Source organism: Paenibacillus sp. Root444D2 (assembly GCF_001426375.1).
GTDB lineage: Bacteria > Bacillota > Bacilli > Paenibacillales > NBRC-103111 > Paenibacillus_E.
Map to the genome: position 1 here is coordinate 22,901 of NZ_LMEO01000004.1, position 17,958 is coordinate 40,858.

Here is a 17,958-nt window from a genome sequence, read left to right on the forward strand (position 1 = left end):
TACTGAAATGCAAAATAAGTGGGTAGGAAAAACATGGGGAACACTCGGTGACAGCATTACAGAAGCAGGAGGATATCAGCCTCTCATTCAGTCTGCTCTAGGCTTTTCGAGCGTCATCAATTATGGGAAAAGCGGCTGTTCGATGACTGCGGGAGGCGACCGCGACTATGGGGCCACGACGCATGTAGGTAAAACGATTGATGCTTCCTTGGATTGCGTCACCGTCTTCGCGGGAGTGAATGATTTTCGCTTGGATAAACCTATTGGCGACATCGGTTCGAACGATATTTATACATTTTACGGAGCTTATACGACCCTTATCGAAGATATTTTGACGAAGAATCCACGCTGCCGCCTAAGCTTGTGGACACCGCTGCAGCGGGATAAAGATGGATATGACATCTTCTATATCAACGCTACCGGGCACCGTTTATCCGATTATGTCAAAGCCATTAAGCATATTGGTCGTCTGTATGGACTCCCTGTCCTTAATCTATATGAACAAAGCGGACTTAATAAGTTGACACTGCCCAGCTTTACCTCAGATGGCTTGCATCCGAATGAGTTAGGGCATCGACGCATTGCGGATATGGCGATCCCTTTTTTATTAAGTTTGTGAAAAAGCCGTTCTCAGGTCTATATTGTTAAAAGATGACTTCTGTATTCGGCATTCGCCGGGAGTCATCTTTTTTATGTCCATTGATAGTGATCGCTATTTGACATAGCTCCAAAATTCAATTTTAGTTTAATGTCGCTCAGCAGCTTCGATGGGCTTCCGTGTATACCAATGTTGTAGTTTGTACAACATTTCACACGCTTAAAGGCTATTTTGCAAGTAAGAGTTGTTGTTTGTACAACAATTCGAACCCATTTTTCGCGAAATGGCATGTATGGGGCTAAATTGTTGTACATTATGCAACATCGAGGGAAGAGAGGCGGGATCTAGGCAGAAATTGTTGCATTTTCTACAACATCATTAGACAGAGAATGTGGATTCATTCCTTACTCACACATTCAAACCTTACCCTCCCACCCTACTCCAACTATTTCCCACGTGTATTCCTCAAGCGGCAATCCCACAAGCTATGGAAATAATCCTTCCTCTTTATATTTAGACATCTTGTCCCGCAGCGTACGTTCGCCGATATCCAGCATATCGGCTGTTTTGCGGCGGTTTCCGCCAAGCTCACGAAGCGTTGCCAATATGAGCTTTCTCTCCGCCTCTAGGGCGGTATCGCCCACATAAACGGGAACGAGCCGACCGTCTGCCGTTTGCCCGCGCTGAGGCTGAAGGTCCATCGGCATATCTCGGATCGTCAAATGTTCGCCGTCCGCGAGTGCGATAGAACGCTCGATTATGTTTTGAAGCTCCCGCACGTTGCCGGGAAAAGGATAGTCGTTCAGCAGATTGAGCGCTTCCTGCGAGATACCTTTTATTTGCTTGGACATTTTTCCGCCGATTTTATCCATGAAATGACGGATTAGCAGCGGAATATCTTCCTTGCGCTCGCGGAGCGGCGGAACCTGGATCGGAATGACGTTCAACCGATAATACAAATCTTCTCTGAACTTGCCCTGCTGCACTTCTTTCTTCAAATCCCGGTTCGTCGCGGCAATGATCCGAACATCGATCCGCTTCTCCTTATGCCCTCCGATTGGCGTCACCGTCTTCTCCTGCAGCACCCGCAGCAGCTTGCTTTGCAACCCGATATCGAGCTCACCGATTTCGTCGAGAAACAAGGTGCCCCCATCTGCTGTCTCGAATATGCCAGCTTTGCGTACATTCGCGCCTGTAAATGCGCCTTTTTCATAGCCGAACAGCTCAGACTCCATCAAATTGGCAGGAATGGCGGCGCAATTTATCGTGGAAAACACCTGCTCCCGCCGCTCCCCAGCAAAATGGACGGCACGGGCGACCAGTTCTTTTCCCGTCCCGCTTTCCCCCAGGATCAGTATGCCAGAATCGATGTTCTTCACTTTATCGATAAGAGCAAACACATGCTTCATCCGATCGCTTTCGCCGATCAAACCGTGCACGTCGTAGACTTTGCGGATTTCTCCATCAAGCCATTCCACCCTCGATTGAAGGTGATATTGCTCCTGCGCTCTGCCGCACAACACCTTGAGCTCCTCCATATCGATCGGCTTCTGCACGTAATAAAACGCGCCGAGCTTCATCGCCTCGACAGCGGAAGCAATACTGCCGTACGCGGTCATCATGATGACGACCGTCTTAGGCGACAGTTGCTTGACCGTCCGCAGCACCTCGATGCCGTCCCTCATACCGATACGTAGATCCAAAAGCACGATCGCAAAAGAAAGATGCGCGAACAAAGCGACCGACTCGTCAGGATCAACGGACGTATACACTTGATAATCGTCTTCCAAAATAAACGACAACGATTTGCAGATCGAGATTTCATCATCAATAATAAGTAAATTTGGTTTATGCATGTCCGCTCTCCCCCTGCTCGCCCGGTAGTTTCAGCGTCACCTTGGTTCCGGTTCCCTTCTTGCTCTCCACTTCGATCCCCCCGTTGTTCTCAGCCATCAGTCGGTAGCATATCGACAGCCCAAGTCCGACCCCTCCGGCTTTTCGCGTAAAAAAAGGTTCATAAATCTTGGCCATATCCCGAGGATCTATGCCTTCACCGGTATCTTCAATCGTCATCATGACATGGGAACCATCGCCGTAAGCCGTTATCTTCAGCTTTCCGCCATTCTCCATCGCATCGTTCGCATTTTTGAACAAATTAATCAGCACCTGCTTGATTTGCTGGGCATCGGCCCAAACAGCGCAAGACTCCGGCACTTCAAGCTGGACGACGATCCGTTGTTTCTCCAACAGCTGATGGAACAGCAGTACGACGGCTTGAACGGTTTCACCGATAGGAAAAGTCGTTTTCTCAGGCGGCTTGTCACGCGCGAAGTCCAACAGTTCGCCGACGATCCGGTTCAACCGCATCACTTCCCCAGTTACGTGCTGCGCAAAAAACTCGCGGTATTCCTTGTTTTCGTATTTGGTTGGCAGGAGCTGGGCATAGGATAAAATGGACGTAATCGGGTTGCGGATTTCGTGGGCAATCCCTGCGACTAATTGGCCTAACGATTGCATCCTATCTTTACGCGCAAGCTCGTCCAGTGTTTTTTTATAAGTGTCGACACGCTTCTTCAATTCTTTCTTCAAAGTAAAATTCCACCATAAAAATATGAGCAGTACACAAGTTATGGCGACCAAGCCGATGATAACATAAGTAAGCATGCCGCGGATATTACGAGGCGACGGATAAATGTATTCACCGAACCATTTGCGTTCGATTTTTGGATACGTACCATTTGTTTTGATTTTCCGCAGCCCTACGTTGATCGGCTCAAGCAGCTGTTCGTTTCGCTTCAGAACGACCATGCCATAGTTGGTAGGCGAAATCGGATCTCCGACGAGCTTCACCTTGTCCTGCTGACCATCCGATTGCAGCAAATATTGACCGGTAATTTGATTGCCGATAAAAGCGTCCACTTTGTGATCCAGCAGCATCTGGATTGCTTCTTTCTGATTTTCCCCAGCAAGTACGACGGCATTAGGAAGCCGTGGCAACGCTTCCCCGCTAATATCGCCTTCCTGTACGGCTATTTTCCGGTGCTGCAAGTCATTAAGCGAGAACACGGAATAATTGTCCTTCAACACGAAGATCGCCTGCGTACTTGTAAAATACGGTTCGGAGTAAGCGTATAGCGACGCACGCTCCTTGCTGTATTTCATCCCTTGGATGGCATCCACCCGACCCGCTTCCAGCGCTTTTAATGCTTCGCTCCATGGCATCGGATAGAACTCGAATGTAATCCCGGTTTCGATGGAAAGCGCGTTCATCATATCGACGTTAAAACCTTGAAATGTACCGTTGACCTCAAATTCGAACGGCGGAAACCAATTATCGCCGGCAACGCGAATCACTTGCCGCAGCTCGGATGGCGTATCATCGGCGGCGCCCACGAAAAACGGGAAGCAAAAGGTCGCCGCAAACATGGCAAACGCTATACAGAGAAGTGGAATGCCAGTACCAAGACCATCTTTGCGCATTATCCTTTCATCCCCCTTCTATCAAAGATAGTCAGTATTATATCTCAATTCGCGAAATTTCACGATTAACCCCACTTCAAAGCAACCCCAATAATCTATGTTAAATACCTCCTCATCGTTTTATTAAAATAAGTTGTTAAATTTGTAACAAACCCAACTTCGCTAACAATATGGAAATAGTGAAATCTACCATGAGAAATAACGTTACTAGTATCATTCACTAGACATATCTTATATTAACGCCGTTTAAGGGAGGTGAAAAAAATGGCTTTTAATCCAGATGGAAATTCATTTATATCATATCCTATTAGCCAAGGACCTGGCGTAAGTAAAGGTTATTACTCATCGCAAATACCAGGTTTAACCGCATTGGTGCTGGTGGAGAATGACAGCGCCGACATTACCTTGACCGTACAAGTGCTAACTTACTTCGGGGATAACTTTAGTTTCGAAGTCCTCCCAGGAAGCACCTACTCCTTCAATATCAATAGCATTCAGCTTATTGGCATTCTCAGTAGTTCGGGAACGGGAATAGCTACAGGAACATTAGCTCTTTTTCCTTCTTTTGGATTCCCCTTATTCTCTAATTCACGTACTGTACAAGGGTAAGACTTTTGTCTGGGCTCGTTCGAAAATAGAGTCAGCCAGTTTATTCTGGTTGACTTTTTTTACATAAGGTGATTTTCATTAAACAATTAAGCATTGTGGTGGTTCAAATGGCGGCGAAATCCACCGCAGCGGCAAAAACTGCCGCTTTTGTCTCTCCTAACACGTCCTCTCGTTTTCGCCACTTATATTTAAAAACTCTTGCAAACACTCGTTTTTTCTCTCTATCAAATGGTTGGCATGATATTTGCTTATTAAAGAGATATGCAGTATCTATCAAATTATAATGGGGGAAAAAACAATGACTCACCAAACGAAAAAAGTAATGATTCTCGCGATTCTTTGCGTACTAACGATTCTTGCAACCGCTTGCGGTGGAGGGAAAGCGAATCCGGTACCAAGCGAACAGGCCAAAACGGCAAATGCACCCGCGAACGCCAGCACGGACGAAGTACTGCAAAAGATCGCAAAGAACAAAACCCTTACAGTCGGAACGGATGCGACTTTCAAGCCGTTCGAATACAAATCAGGCGACAAATATGATGGTTTCGACATCGAGCTCATTCAAGCGGTTGCCAAAGAACTTGGTGCGGATAAAGTGGATTTCGTCGATACGGAATTCAAGGGGCTGATTCCAGGCTTGCAAGCCAAGAAATTCGACTTGATCGTTTCCGCCATGTACATTACCGACGAACGCAAACAGACAATTGACTTCTCCGAAACATACTACCCGGGCGGTCTGACGATCATGCTCAAAAAGGACAATGACAAGATTAAAGGCATCGAAGATTTGAAAGGTAAGAAAGTAGCTGTGCAAATCGGCACCAAATCCGTCAAATTCTTAGAAGAGAACCACAAGGACATACCGCTGGTGAAGGTCGAGAAGAACACCGAAATGTTTCTGGAGCTCGAGACCGGCAAAGTTGAAGCAGTGGTAACAGGTGGACCTGCTGCCAAGACGTACGCTAAAGAAAAAGGCACAGTGAAGGTCCTGCCTAAAGAACTGACGCAAGAATATTACGGGTACGGTATCCGCAAAGATAATCCGGAATTCCAGAAAGCCGTTAACGAAGCACTCGTGAAAGTAAAAGCGAATGGCAAATACAACGAAATCGTCAAAAAATGGTTCGAATAACAGGAAATGAGGGTTGACCATGCAGCATCTTGATTTTAGCATCCTGGCGGAATGGCAAAACATTCGTCTCCTTCTGAAATCGTTATGGTATACGGTCGCTTACACGCTAGCAGGGTTTACGCTTAGCATCGTGGTCGGAACGATCGTTTCGTTTGGGCAGATGGCCAAAAACAGACCGATAAGATACTTGTCCCTCGCCTATCTTTCGTGGTTCCGGGGAACGCCGCTGCTCGTCCAGCTTTTCCTCTTATACTACGGCTTGCCGATTCTGTTCGGTATCGATACGGTCCCGTGGGTGTCCGGCATCATCGCCTTGGCGATGTACGGCGGCGCTTACTCGTCGCAAATCATCCGCAGCACGATCCAATCAATCGACCGGGGACAGATGGAGGCCGGACGATCCATCGGCTTCTCCTACGCGCAAACAATGCGGAAGATCATCATTCCGCAAGCAATTATCCGGATGCTGGCACCGATGACCAACGAGCTGATTTCACTGACCAAAAACTCGTCGCTGCTGTCCACGATCACGGTGGTGGAGCTGTTCCGGCAGGCGAACATCCTAATCGCCGATACGTACAAGACGCTGGAATTTCTGATTGCTGTCGCCATTCTTTATTACGTGGTCAACAACATTATCGGACTCATCGGGATGAAGCTGGAGAAACGTCTGAGCACAGGAGATGACATGCGATGATACGAATTAACGGCTTACACAAAATGTTCGGCAGCAACCATGTGCTGCGGGGTGTGGAGCTTCAGGTGAATCGCGGGGAAGTCGTGGTCATCCTCGGACCGTCCGGTTCGGGAAAAAGCACTCTGCTGCGCTGCGTCAACTATTTGGAGACGTTCGAAGAAGGAAATGTGTTCATCGAAGGAAAGGCGATCGGCCGCATAACGGCCGGCGGACATTCCCGGGAGATGCCGCAAAGCGAATTGAATGCGATGAGGCAGAAAGTTGGAATGGTTTTTCAATCGTTCAACCTTTACCCGCACATGACGGTGCTGCAGAACATCACGCTGGCTCCAATTTCATTACGCGGCATGCACAAAGAGGTAGCGGAACTTCTGGCACTCGAACTGCTCCGCAAAGTTGGTTTGGAGGAGAAGGCGAATGCCCGTCCATCGAGTCTCTCTGGCGGCCAAAAGCAACGCGTTGCGATTGCCCGCGCACTTGCCATGAAGCCGAAGGTGATGCTGTTCGACGAACCTACATCTGCTCTCGATCCGGAAACGGTGGGAGAAGTGCTTCAGGTCATGCGCAATCTGGCGCAGGAAGGCATGACGATGATCATCGTGACGCACGAGATGGGATTCGCCCGCGACGTGGCCGATCGGGTTGTCGTGATGGATGGCGGCGTTATTCTCGAAGAAGGAGCGCCTTCGACCATTTTTACGAATCCGTCTCATCCGCGTACGCAAACATTTTTGAGCCAAGTGCTGCAAAACAAATAATCCGAGGCCAGCGACGGCTTCGATTCCAGATAGGAGGCATTCATGATGTACGAAATTCCTTATTTACAGCGGCCAAGTCTCGTTTATACGCCCGGTCAAGGAGATCCTAACGTGACTCGGCTCAGCGATTGGATCACCGAATGGGACGGCGCCGAATTGTTTCACGCGGCAATTATTGGTGCGCCGCTTTCGAAGAGCTCGATCAGCTTCTCCGGCGCTCATATGCATCCGACCGTATTCCGCCAGTTATTCAGCGCGTTCACGACTTATAACTTCGAAGACGATTTGGATCTGCTGCCGTTACTCGTCCGCGACCTTGGCGACATCATCATGCATACGACCGATATTCCGCTATGCCATCAACATATTGAACGGGCCTTCGAAGAAGTGGCGAAAAGGCTCCCCACCGCCGTTCCGTGTTTGGTCGGCGGCGACCATTCGATCACGTATCCAGCGCTGACCGGTCTACAACGCGCCCTCGGAGAACGGATCGGGTTGATCCAATTCGATGCCCATCTCGATGTGCGGGACACAGCTTCCGGCGGGAGATCGAACGGGACTCCCGTTCGCAGCCTTATGGAAACCGGAGTCTTGCGGGGCGAGGACGTCGTAACAATCGGGCTCCGCAGCTTCGCCAACTCCAAGCAGTACCGCACCTACGCCGAACAACAGGGTGTTACCCTATATACGGCAAAGCAGGTCAGAGAACGCAGCATTCAGACTATTCTAGAAGAAGCGATCGCCAAGCTTAAGCAGAACGTCGATGTGGTATACGCCACGTTCGACATCGATGTACTCGATCAGTCGGATGTGCCTGGGGTGCCAGCGATCGGACCAGGCGGCCTTTCCCCGCTCGACTTGTTTTATTGTGCGGAGGTGCTCGGGGCGTGGGACCGCGTCATCGCTATGGACATGGTTTGCGTGGACCCGAACCGAGATACACGAGACCGGACGACGCGGATTAGCATGCACGTACTTTTATACTTTTTAACCGGATTGGCCAAGCGGCTCAAGCTTACACCGGGCCATGTCTGACGCAACTAAATGCTTCACCATCGCCTTGCTCACCTTCTACCGGAAGGAGCTGGCATGCAAAAAGACACCTGTACGGTGTCTTTTTGTCTTTAGAACTTAGGGGTTCATAAATTCGCAAAAGCTAATAAGCCCAGCAATGGCACGATCCAGAGCAGCGGGATACAGTTCCAGATTAGCGAAGCCTTATACCTTCGGCGGAAAAAAAGAATCCATCCCGCAATTAGCGCGCCAAGAAGTCCTAACGGGTAAATGACAATATAAGAAAAAATCAGCCAAGTCGTCACATCATTTACCGCATCAGGATGGTCGAACATCATGACCGACATTCCGACTACAAACAGCCATACAATTACAAACAAGACGTACACGATTTGTGACACGATCAGTGTCCAAAGCGTTTTTTTGCGATTCATCCGTTTTACCCCTTTTATACTGGTATTAGTTACCTTATCTATATTTCGACATCATTTTCAAAAACCCCTACTAGAATTACAGCAATCAGAACCATACACGACCTGGGTGAATATCATGCTGTTGTAAAAACGATTGGAGGATGGCTATGTACCCGAAATATCCATATTACGGCTATGAAACAAAGTGCGAAAATAAACCCGTTACCTTTCCGCCGCAGCATCAGGACAGACAACCGGGCTTGGAATACTTAATGGTTCCAACGCCTATATCAGACAATCCACAGTATGTTGGGAGTGGGAAATTACATGGCAAGGTTGCTATTATTACAGGGGGCGACAGCGGAATCGGGAGAGCTGTGGCTATCGGTTTTGCCAAAGAGGGCGCGGATGTGGTTATTCCTTACCTTTACGAGCATGAAGACGCCAATGCAACGTTGGAAATGGTATCGAGCTATGGCCGACGCTGCCTTCCGATTGCTGGGGACTTAAGAGACGAGGCGTTCTCCAATGAAATCGTGCAAAAAACGTTGGAACTCTTTGGGAGGATCGATGTTCTGGTGTTGAATCAGGGCGTTCAGTTTCCCCAAGAGAGCATCCTGAATATCAGTACCCAGCAGCTCGAGGATACGTTCCGTACGAATATTTTCCCGATGTTCTTTATGACCAAAGCCGCGCTTCCCTATTTGCAGCCAGGTAGCTCGATCATCAGCACGGCATCTGTGACCGCATACGCTGGGGCGCCTCTGCTTGTAGATTACTCATCGACCAAAGGCGCAGTTGTATCATTTACCCGCTCGCTTTCGCTTCAGCTAGTGAAACAAGGTATCCGGGTGAATGCGGTAGCTCCGGGTCCGATCTGGACTCCGCTAATTGTTTCAAGCTACTCCGCAGAATACGTAAAAACATTCGGCTTAGAGACACCAATGCGTCGTGCGGGTCAGCCGTTCGAGCTTGCTCCGACGTATATTTACTTGGCATCAGATGATTCCTCTTTTGTTACCGGACAGGTGCTGCATGTAAACGGAGGCGTTATGACTGAGACTTGAAAGAAAACCCCGGATATTTGACGACCGGCCACTCTTCCTTGCGCAGCGCATCCAATAATTCAGGCCCAACATGCAAATTGCCTCTAACCAGGTGGCGAGGGGTAAGCGCCATCCATTGATTTAGAGACACATCAACAAATCGGTCGCTCTTGAACATCTCCAAAAACCATAACGTTTGATTACCGGTATTCTGAATATAGTGCCCAGTAGCAAATGGTACATAACCGACATCACCAGCTCTATAATCAAATGTTCGGGCTGTACCATTACCAGCAAATACTGTCATTCGTCCCTGTCCGGTAAGGTAATACTGCCACTCGTCGTTATTCGGATGCCAATGTAGTTCTCTCATTGCACCAGGTTCAATCTCAACAAGCGCCGCCGCGATATTTTTAGAAATAGGAAAATTAGAAGAGTCCACGATTCGTACGCTGCCGCCAGGTGTTTTGATTGGTGCTTGCGCTAGCAGCTGATGCTTGAAGCTATGAAGGGTGGTTCCATAAGGGGACTGCACCCTCTCACTTTCAAGCGGACCAGGAACCTTGTCTTGATAAATATAGACCTGCCCGGAAGGAATGTTGTTAAAGGCACTCATAGGGACTCCAAAATTGGCCGACAGTACATCTTTGGGTGTATGTGCAAACCAATCGGAGATCGATAAGGTGTTAAGGTCGGAAAAATTACCGTCATCGAAGACGAGCAGGAATTCACAGTGTTCCAACCCCTGAATGGAATGTGGCAGTCCCGGAGGAAAGTACCACAGGTCGCCCGGGCCAACGTCGGCAATAAAATTTCGCCCCTCAGAATCGATTGACGTAATTCGTGCTCGACCTACTATCATATAGGCCCATTCTGCTTGTTGATGCCAATGTAATTCCCGGACACCACCGGGCGTCAAGCTCATATTTACACCTGCAAGCGTGGTCGCAATGGGGAGTTCCCTGACGGTGATTTCCCGTGACCACCCTCCGTGACTTAATGTCATAGAAGTATCTGAGAATGAAAATTTCATGTTAGGGAGCAAGCCAGAATCCGTTACAGGCGGAACCAGCATGTCAGGGTTTTCAATATCCCTCATAACATCCCGGGGACCGGTATCCATCCCTCCCGCGCCGTCACTTCGGATGGGCTGAGGCACATTTCCGTACATACCTTGATTCCGTCTCGGAATTTCCATTTCATTAACTCCTCTCATTGGATGGCATTCTTTGCATACTCATTCTAAAAGATATATGAAACACAATCTGTGTAAATGACTTTCGTACCTATAACAAGAAATCTGCTCTAATAGATGAACAAAATAGGGACATGCTGCAGCAGGCCCCTGTTTTTGTTTAGATAATTTTTCAACCGCAGTGTTAGCAGCTGTTTATACACTTTACTTGATTAGCATCCTATCATCGATATATTGCCCAACATTACTCGCGCAATGTCGAATGTACTTGCTATCATCAAATAATTTACTCAGCATAACGCCGCCTTCTACCACAGCAATAATATAGCTGCAAACCTCGTCAGTAACTATATCTTTTCTAAATTCTTGATGCTCAATGCCATTGTTAATGATCAAGGTTAGCTTCTCGATAAAAATTTTCATCGCATGTTGAGCCCGTTCTTTGAGATGAGGGTGTCCATCGTCGCTTTCAATCGCAGTATTTAATATTGGACATCCCCCTTCTAAGGAATTAGTTTCAATGATATCGATGTAAACCTTGCATATGGCTAACAGTCTCTCTTTAGAGTTTGGTGCATTCTCTAGTGCCTTGGAGAGAAACCCTAGAATTTGTGAGAATGAATAATCAAAGACCGCAAGAGCAATTTCATCTTTGTTTTCAAAATGATTATAAATTCCGCCTTTGCGTATACCGCAACGATCTATAATTTCAGATAGGGAAGCCCCCGTATATCCCTTTGTATTAAACAAACTAGCGGACTCACGAATGATATGTTCTTTCGTTAATTGCCCCTTACGCATGGTACAACCTCCTATCAAAAAAGTACCGTTTGGTCTTAAAATAGCATACTACTTTTTGAAAAACAATCAAAATTACACAAGAATCTCTCAACAAGGTGGAAAAAATTTCTTGCAGAATACCTAGCGCTGTGTTAATTTAAAACAGACCGGTCGGTATTATTTATTGCGATACTTAAATAATTAGGAGATGATAGCCATGTCTTTTTCTATTCAACATATCCGTAATGCAACGTCGATTGTTACAATGAATGGCAAAAGAATTCTTGTCGACCCTATGTTAAGTGATGTGGGACAGCTCCCTCCAGTTCCTTTTACAAGGACTTTACGTAGAAACCCATCCGTACCTCTCCCCGTAACGTTGGATACTTTTGAAAATATCGATGCTATACTATTAACTCATTTACACTTTGATCACTTCGATAAAACAGCACAGACCGTTCTAAACAAGAAGGTCCCCGTCTTTTGCCAACCTGCTGATCAAAAATATATTAAATCCTGTGGTTTCTATAACGTTTATCCAATAGGTGATACCCATCAATGGTGCGGAATTGATTTCAGGAGAATTAGTGGCCAGCACGCAAAGGGAATCGTATCTAAACTGCTTGGTCCAGTATCCGGATATATTCTGAATACTTCAGAAGAGGGCTCCTTATACATAGTAGGAGATTGCATTTTTACCGATCAAATCAACCAAGTTTTTAAGCATTATCAACCTCGAGTTTGTATCTTAAATACGCCAAGGGCTCAGCTGCTGTTGGGTTCTATTATCACTATGACCCCTCAAGATATCATTAAAGTCTTACAGGTATCTCCCTCGACTAAAATTGTAGCCGTGCATATGGATGCAATTAGTCACTGCACGTTAACAAGAAAAGATCTTTATTCGTATCTTGAGAAACATAGTGCGTTAGATTCGGTGTTTATCCCCCAAGATGGCGAGTTCATTTATTTTTGAAAATGCCCCTTTTCATAGATTTAAGATCCATGATAAGATTTGCGCACAAGATAAACTCCCCACGCGGAGGACAATTTTTTGCTATATACTGGTTGTAAAATGGTCGTGAAGCACACGCCGCTCTTAATCTCATGAAGCGCCAAGTAGATTTGTTACTTTGCATTCGTGGATTGGGGCGGCGTTTTTATTTAGAGCCGGTATGATCGAGGATGATATTGTTTGAAATTTGAACAAGCATTTGAGCAGTTTATGCAGCAGCAGGTGGAAGAAGAAGCGAAAGGGAGGTGCGCGACTTCTCCAATGGATATCGATATTTAGATCTTGCCTACATGCCCGGTGATGCTAAAGGTGTCATTGAAGTGCAAAGCTTCGGCTCTCATGCTCGCGATATCGAAGCATGGCGATTCAAGGACCTATGCTTGAGGCACAGTCACCTTGCATTAGATGGATGGGTAGTTATACCGATCGCCTATTCATCGATAACCGATACACCGAAACAATGCCAGCAGCTAGTGCTTTCCTTAATCGGAAAATTCGTATCAACGGGCGTGCCGAAGGACTTGTCGTGGCTGGAAAGCGAATCTTTGCTGTTTGCTCGAAGGCTGCTTCGCCCCCTTACCCCAGCTGAGTTGGCCGATCACCTTAAAGTCACCACGAGACATGCGAGAACGCTCTCCTTCGTAATCTAGTAGACAAGCAGATGCTGGTTGTCATAAGTGGTCAGGAGCGAATTCGGACATATATGCTGCTAATCTAGGCTGGAGGGGAACGAGGATTCGCTATTTCGGCGATTATGCCGATATAGGGCTGGTATGCGGAACGTAGGAACGCTATTTAGGTATATTTACAACTTTTCCCCTTGAAAACGGGAAATAGCGGATCCTTGTTCCGCGAAAACGTGAAATAAGCAGTTTCGAGCAAAATAAGGTATCTACGTTCCGCGATGGTAGGCCGGTTAGAGCAGATAACTCCAAATGTTCCTTAACATACTGAGAAGGCTATCTCTCTGTAGAATGTTCTACAGAGAGATAGCCTTCTTTGGCGACTCAGGTTTTTTCAGCAATGATAACCTGCAAAACTCCGTATCAGGGCTTTGTCTACACTAGCCGTAACTCGTAGCCGCAGCTGCTTGGTACGGACCGTTTCAAACCGGTCGATTTTTTTGTGACCGATCGCACTTCCTTTGACCAGCTCCACCCACTGCCCTTGCTGTTCTGCTTCAATCAAGTATGAGCGAATGCGTTCGCCGTGTGCAATATCTTCCATTAAAATTACGTGATTGACTTCGGTTTCCTCCTCAAGCGGCAACAGTACAGAATCTCCCACTCCATCCGTCACGGCAATGGGAGTAGAGAATCTTTGCTTGATTTCGTCAGTGAACTCAAGCAGTCGATTAACGTCCGCCTCTGGCAAGAGTCCCCGATCATCGGGGGCCAAATTAAGCAAAAGCGTGCAGCCATGTCCGACAGAGCGATAGTAAATATCGAGTAAATTATCCAGCGAGCGAAGCGTGTGTTCGTCATTCGGATGCCAGAACCAGCGGTCCTTGCGGATCGGCACATCGCACTCGGCGGGCACCCAAGCCGGGGTCTCCGGCAGCCATGCCGCCATATCTTGCGTATACATGCTCAGCTTGGCCGATTCAGCCGTGTTCCAGCACGGATACGGCGCAACGCCATCCTCATTGCCTACCCATCGGATCGTGGGAGCCCCCATGTTGAAAACCATCGCATCCGACTGATACTGTTTCACTAATCCCATGATGCGTCTCCAGTCGTATTCCCTGCCATGAGAGCCGGCTCCATCGAACCAAAGCTCGACAAGCAGTCCATATTGCGTAAGCAATTCCGTCAGCTGGGCAGCGTAAAAATCGTCATAAGCCTCCTTGTCCGGATAACTCGGTTCATGCCGATCCCACGGCGACAAATACAGACCAAAACGGATGCCCTCCTGCTTACACGCATCCGCAACCTCACGAACGACATCGCCTTGTCCATTTTTCCAAGGGCTCGATTTTACGGAATAATCGGTCGTTTCCGTCGGCCATAAACAGAAGCCATCATGGTGCTTGGCCGTTAAAACAAAGTACGCGGCTCCCGCTAGTTTGGCTGTACGAACCCACTGCAGAGCATCAAACTGCGTTAGGTTAAACAGCTCCGGCGAATCCGTACCTTCCCCCCACTCCTGATCGCAAAACGTATTGATACCGAAATGACAAAACATCCCAAATTCCATATCCTGCCACTGAAGCTGCTGATCCGATGGCTTGGCTAGTATAGTGTGATTCATTATATTAATCCCCTTTCAAACAATGTGATTGATATTCATTGTAAGATGCGGAAACGGGGAAATGAATATATAATAATAGGAGGTTTTTGCACAATAGTAAGCTATCTTCATGAAAAAGGTGAGTAACTGAATGGATTTGGCTCGTACCTATTTATCGAATACACAGATCCACATGACGACAGGTGCTCTTACGAAAGTGAGGCCTGACTGGGGCGGTACCAACATCATTCAAGGGGAAAACGTACTCTATTTTTTTCTCGAAGGAGAAGGTTGGCTGAAAATCAATAATATCGAATACTACCCTGTTCCAGGGGAGCTGTTTCTTGTGCCAGCCGGCACGCGTATATCTTGTTCAACCAGTGAGACCCATCCTTTTTTAACCTATTGGTGTCACTTTACCGCAACCGTTGGGGAAAATAATTTGTTTGATTTGTTGATCACACCTCACTCCATCGCCATGAGAAATGATGAAACGATAAAAAAACAGTTTCAAGAGCTGATTACCCAGCATGAAAGCGATGGACTAGCTGCGCCTTTTATTGTCAAATCGTTATTATTTCATATGATGTCACGGTTCATTGAACGATCCACGGTAGATCCGCTGCAAACGGCATCGATTCCATCCGTCCATAAACTGTATATCGTACTGCAATATATCGAAAAGCACCTGACTGAGCAAATGACAGTAGAAATGCTATCCCAACTCGTCCACTTTCACCCGAAGTATTTCTTACACTATTTCAAATCGATGCTCGGCGTCTCACCTATCGTCTACATCAACAAAAAGAGAATGCAAAAGGCTAACAAGCTGCTCCTTCATTCGGATATGACCATCGCCGAAATAGCCGAACAATTGGGCATGCAAACGCCTTATTTATCCCGAATGTTCAAAAAGTTTACGGGCTTTTCGCCGATTGAATTCAGGCAGCAGCATAGGATGAGTCAGCGTTTATAAGGCAAAAAACCAGCAAACTTAAGGGTCTGGTGGGTCTTCTGGTTCTTCTCTAAGCGTGTCTAGTTAGCGTCAACGAAATGAGTCGTTAAAAGAGTACCTGATGGCGTTTATTTCTCCCGCTATCGGCAATGTTCCAACCCTTATTTCATCAATGCTCTTACGATACCCTTGATATGATAGATGGATTGTTGCGTGTATCGATCATGAAGTGCCCCCGATTCGTTTTGTTGAGCCGTCATGTATGGATTAGATACCGACGGCATAAATTCCATGGTAATGCATCCTTGATATCCGAGCTCCTGCAAAGTTCTAAATACATCCTCGAAATTGGTTTGGCCTAAGCCGGCCGCTTCTCTTGTGTTATCAGCGATATGGACATGGGCCAGATAGGGGGCTATGTTCTGAAGCGCAGATCTGTGGCTTTTTTCCTCTATATTCATATGAAACAAATCTGCCATGATTCGTACGCTGCTTTGATCCACTTCTTGGGCCAGCTGTTTAGCCGCGCTTAACGTATTGACCAAATAGGTTTCAAATCGATTTAACGCCTCGATCGCCAGAACGATATTTTTCGACTCCGCATAGGCTCCTGCAGCTTGAAGACTGGAGACTGCTAGCTTCCACTCTTCCTGAAAGGTCGAATCTGGGGCGCTTTTTCCAACTGGCGACGGAACGACGATGACAACAGAAGCCCCCAATTGCGCAGCCATGTCGACGCATGACTTCACATAACGAACGGCATGACTCCGTATTTCCGCATTAGGACTAGAGAGATCTCGATCCAATGTATAGATTCCACATATGGAGGTGCATGACAGATCGTACTTGCTTAACAGCGATTGAACGGCACCCAGGTCCATCCTATCGGGTTCACCGGCAAGTTCCACACCGTCATAACCGTACTTTTTCAATCGAATTAGACTCGTTTCCAAATCTTCATTTCCGTAGATCCATTGCGTTACGCTATATGAATACATGTACGCTTCCTCCTCCTTAGTCCCCCTACTTCCATTAACCCAGAAGGAAGCCTTCCCCGAGCGGGTCAGACGGGTCAACGATAAACTGGTGTGTCCCGGTAATGAAAGCTCTACCTTGGATAAGAGGGATGATTGCTTCATATTCAGCCACTTTCACAGTTTCCATGACGCGTCCCGTAAACTGACTGTCTACAATACTTTCATGCACAAAGTTTTGACCGATCTCTAACTCGCCACGGGCATGCAATACTGCCATACGCGCGCAAGTTCCCGTTCCGCAAGGCGAACGGTCAATTTGCCTATCTGCAAATATCGTCACATTGCGCAAATGCGAGCCTTCCTTACGCGGAGTATCGGAAACGACCACGCCATAAATGCCCTGCAGCTGCGGCTCTAAGGGATGGCTAACCGTCATATGGCTCTCGACGTAGGCCTTAATCGCAGACCCCCATTCTTGGAGTTTAGACAACTCTGCAATGTCAACAGAGATGCCAAGCTCCTCTGATTTGACAATTGCATAGAAGGCGCCGCCAAAAGCGATGTCTATCGTGAAAGATTTGCCTAGAACCACTACTCGCACGTCTTGAGCGAAAACGAACGACGGAACGTTCACAAACGAAACCGATTTCACCTCTATGCCTTCACATGCAGCTTTCGCAAACACTTTGCCAGCCGGAGTATCGATAATAATCTGCGAGCGTTCCTCTGCTGCCGGAAGAAAGCCCATTTCGATGGCAGCCGTTACCACTGCAATGATACCGTGCCCACACATTGTGCTATATCCTTCGTTATGTATAAAAAGTACGCCGAAATCGGCATCTGGACTTACTGGCGATGTGATTACGCATCCGTACATCCCGTGGTGCCCGCGCGGTTCAAACATGAGCACCTTCCGAATGTAATCATAGTGTTCGCGAAAGTAAGCCCTTCTCGCAAGAATGGTATCGCCTTTTAACGGTGGAATCCCTCCTGTAATAATACGCAGAGGCTCTCCTCCCGTATGCGTGTCAATTGTCGTGTAATACTGCTTCAGTTCCAT

18 protein-coding genes are annotated in these 17,958 nt (G+C 47.3%); 10 read left to right on the forward strand and 8 right to left on the reverse strand.

Translation table 11 applies throughout. The annotated features are described in order from the left end of the window. Positions 1 to 7 precede the first annotated feature (7 nt). Positions 8 to 619: an SGNH/GDSL hydrolase family protein gene (locus ASD40_RS03740; RefSeq protein ID WP_162251197.1), complete on the forward strand. Its 612-nt coding sequence runs from the start codon at positions 8 to 10 to the stop codon at positions 617 to 619. A 464-nt stretch (positions 620 to 1,083) separates the two neighbouring features. Here the strand turns inward: ASD40_RS03740 and ASD40_RS03745 are convergent, their stop codons facing one another. Together ASD40_RS03745 and ASD40_RS03750 are read right to left on the reverse strand one after the other, a co-directional pair. Beyond that, positions 1,084 to 2,454 (reverse strand): sigma-54-dependent transcriptional regulator, encoded by a 1,371-nt coding sequence (locus ASD40_RS03745; protein ID WP_057301993.1) that lies wholly within the window; start codon positions 2,452 to 2,454, stop codon positions 1,084 to 1,086. Next, on the reverse strand, positions 2,447 to 4,078 hold the full coding sequence (locus tag ASD40_RS03750; RefSeq protein ID WP_057301994.1) for a transporter substrate-binding domain-containing protein: 1,632 nt from the start codon (positions 4,076 to 4,078) through the stop codon (positions 2,447 to 2,449). The genes ASD40_RS03745 and ASD40_RS03750 overlap by 8 nt, the downstream gene beginning before the upstream one ends. Before the next feature lie 264 nt (positions 4,079 to 4,342). Here ASD40_RS03750 and ASD40_RS03755 point away from each other — a divergent pair, with 264 nt between their 5' ends. The 5 genes from ASD40_RS03755 (at position 4,343) to ASD40_RS03775 (ending at position 8,309) form a co-directional block, all read left to right on the forward strand. Beyond that, positions 4,343 to 4,687, forward strand: a complete 345-nt coding sequence (locus tag ASD40_RS03755; protein ID WP_057301995.1) for a hypothetical protein — start codon at positions 4,343 to 4,345, stop codon at positions 4,685 to 4,687. Between the two features lie 298 nt (positions 4,688 to 4,985). Then, positions 4,986 to 5,819: a transporter substrate-binding domain-containing protein gene (locus ASD40_RS03760; RefSeq protein ID WP_057301996.1), complete on the forward strand. Its 834-nt coding sequence runs from the start codon at positions 4,986 to 4,988 to the stop codon at positions 5,817 to 5,819. A 19-nt stretch (positions 5,820 to 5,838) separates the two neighbouring features. Next, positions 5,839 to 6,516, forward strand: coding sequence for an amino acid ABC transporter permease (locus tag ASD40_RS03765; RefSeq protein ID WP_057301997.1), 678 nt, complete (start codon positions 5,839 to 5,841; stop codon positions 6,514 to 6,516). Then, positions 6,513 to 7,274 carry an amino acid ABC transporter ATP-binding protein gene (locus ASD40_RS03770; RefSeq protein ID WP_057301998.1) on the forward strand — a complete coding sequence of 254 codons (762 nt, stop codon included), beginning with the start codon at positions 6,513 to 6,515 and terminating at the stop codon, positions 7,272 to 7,274. The genes ASD40_RS03765 and ASD40_RS03770 overlap by 4 nt, the downstream gene beginning before the upstream one ends. A 42-nt stretch (positions 7,275 to 7,316) precedes the next feature. Then, a complete protein-coding gene (locus tag ASD40_RS03775; protein WP_235549155.1) occupies positions 7,317 to 8,309 on the forward strand; it encodes an agmatinase family protein in 993 nt (330 codons plus the stop codon). A gap of 104 nt (positions 8,310 to 8,413) precedes the next feature. Here ASD40_RS03775 and ASD40_RS03780 read toward each other — a convergent pair whose 3' ends face one another. Further along, a complete protein-coding gene (locus tag ASD40_RS03780; protein ID WP_057302000.1) occupies positions 8,414 to 8,722 on the reverse strand; it encodes a hypothetical protein in 309 nt (102 codons plus the stop codon). Between the two features lie 146 nt (positions 8,723 to 8,868). On the opposite strand from ASD40_RS03780, the gene ASD40_RS03785 reads away from it, so the two are divergent. Next, on the forward strand, positions 8,869 to 9,768 hold the full coding sequence (locus ASD40_RS03785) for an SDR family oxidoreductase (protein WP_057302001.1): 900 nt from the start codon (positions 8,869 to 8,871) through the stop codon (positions 9,766 to 9,768). Here ASD40_RS03785 and ASD40_RS03790 read toward each other — a convergent pair. Together ASD40_RS03790 and ASD40_RS03795 are read right to left on the reverse strand one after the other, a co-directional pair. Further along, positions 9,752 to 10,945 (reverse strand): oxalate decarboxylase family bicupin, encoded by a 1,194-nt coding sequence (locus ASD40_RS03790; RefSeq protein ID WP_057302002.1) that lies wholly within the window; start codon positions 10,943 to 10,945, stop codon positions 9,752 to 9,754. The genes ASD40_RS03785 and ASD40_RS03790 overlap by 17 nt on opposite strands. A 201-nt stretch (positions 10,946 to 11,146) precedes the next feature. Beyond that, complete coding sequence (locus ASD40_RS03795; protein WP_057302003.1) at positions 11,147 to 11,743, reverse strand: TetR/AcrR family transcriptional regulator; 597 nt, start codon at positions 11,741 to 11,743, stop codon at positions 11,147 to 11,149. A gap of 196 nt (positions 11,744 to 11,939) precedes the next feature. On the opposite strand from ASD40_RS03795, the gene ASD40_RS03800 reads away from it, so the two are divergent. Beyond that, positions 11,940 to 12,698: an MBL fold metallo-hydrolase gene (locus ASD40_RS03800; protein WP_057302004.1), complete on the forward strand. Its 759-nt coding sequence runs from the start codon at positions 11,940 to 11,942 to the stop codon at positions 12,696 to 12,698. A gap of 284 nt (positions 12,699 to 12,982) precedes the next feature. Then, complete coding sequence (locus ASD40_RS03805) at positions 12,983 to 13,387, forward strand: hypothetical protein (RefSeq protein WP_057302005.1); 405 nt, start codon at positions 12,983 to 12,985, stop codon at positions 13,385 to 13,387. Between the two features lie 367 nt (positions 13,388 to 13,754). Here ASD40_RS03805 and ASD40_RS03810 read toward each other — a convergent pair whose 3' ends face one another. Then, on the reverse strand, positions 13,755 to 14,987 hold the full coding sequence (locus ASD40_RS03810; protein ID WP_057302006.1) for an alpha-L-fucosidase: 1,233 nt from the start codon (positions 14,985 to 14,987) through the stop codon (positions 13,755 to 13,757). Between the two features lie 130 nt (positions 14,988 to 15,117). On the opposite strand from ASD40_RS03810, the gene ASD40_RS03815 reads away from it, so the two are divergent. After that, positions 15,118 to 15,942, forward strand: a complete 825-nt coding sequence (locus ASD40_RS03815) for a helix-turn-helix domain-containing protein (RefSeq protein ID WP_057302007.1) — start codon at positions 15,118 to 15,120, stop codon at positions 15,940 to 15,942. Positions 15,943 to 16,082: 140 nt separating this feature from the next. Here the strand turns inward: ASD40_RS03815 and ASD40_RS03820 are convergent, their stop codons facing one another. Further along, positions 16,083 to 16,919 (reverse strand): sugar phosphate isomerase/epimerase family protein, encoded by an 837-nt coding sequence (locus tag ASD40_RS03820; RefSeq protein ID WP_057302008.1) that lies wholly within the window; start codon positions 16,917 to 16,919, stop codon positions 16,083 to 16,085. A gap of 34 nt (positions 16,920 to 16,953) precedes the next feature. Beyond that, a complete protein-coding gene (locus ASD40_RS03825) occupies positions 16,954 to 17,958 on the reverse strand; it encodes a proline racemase family protein (RefSeq protein WP_057302009.1) in 1,005 nt (334 codons plus the stop codon).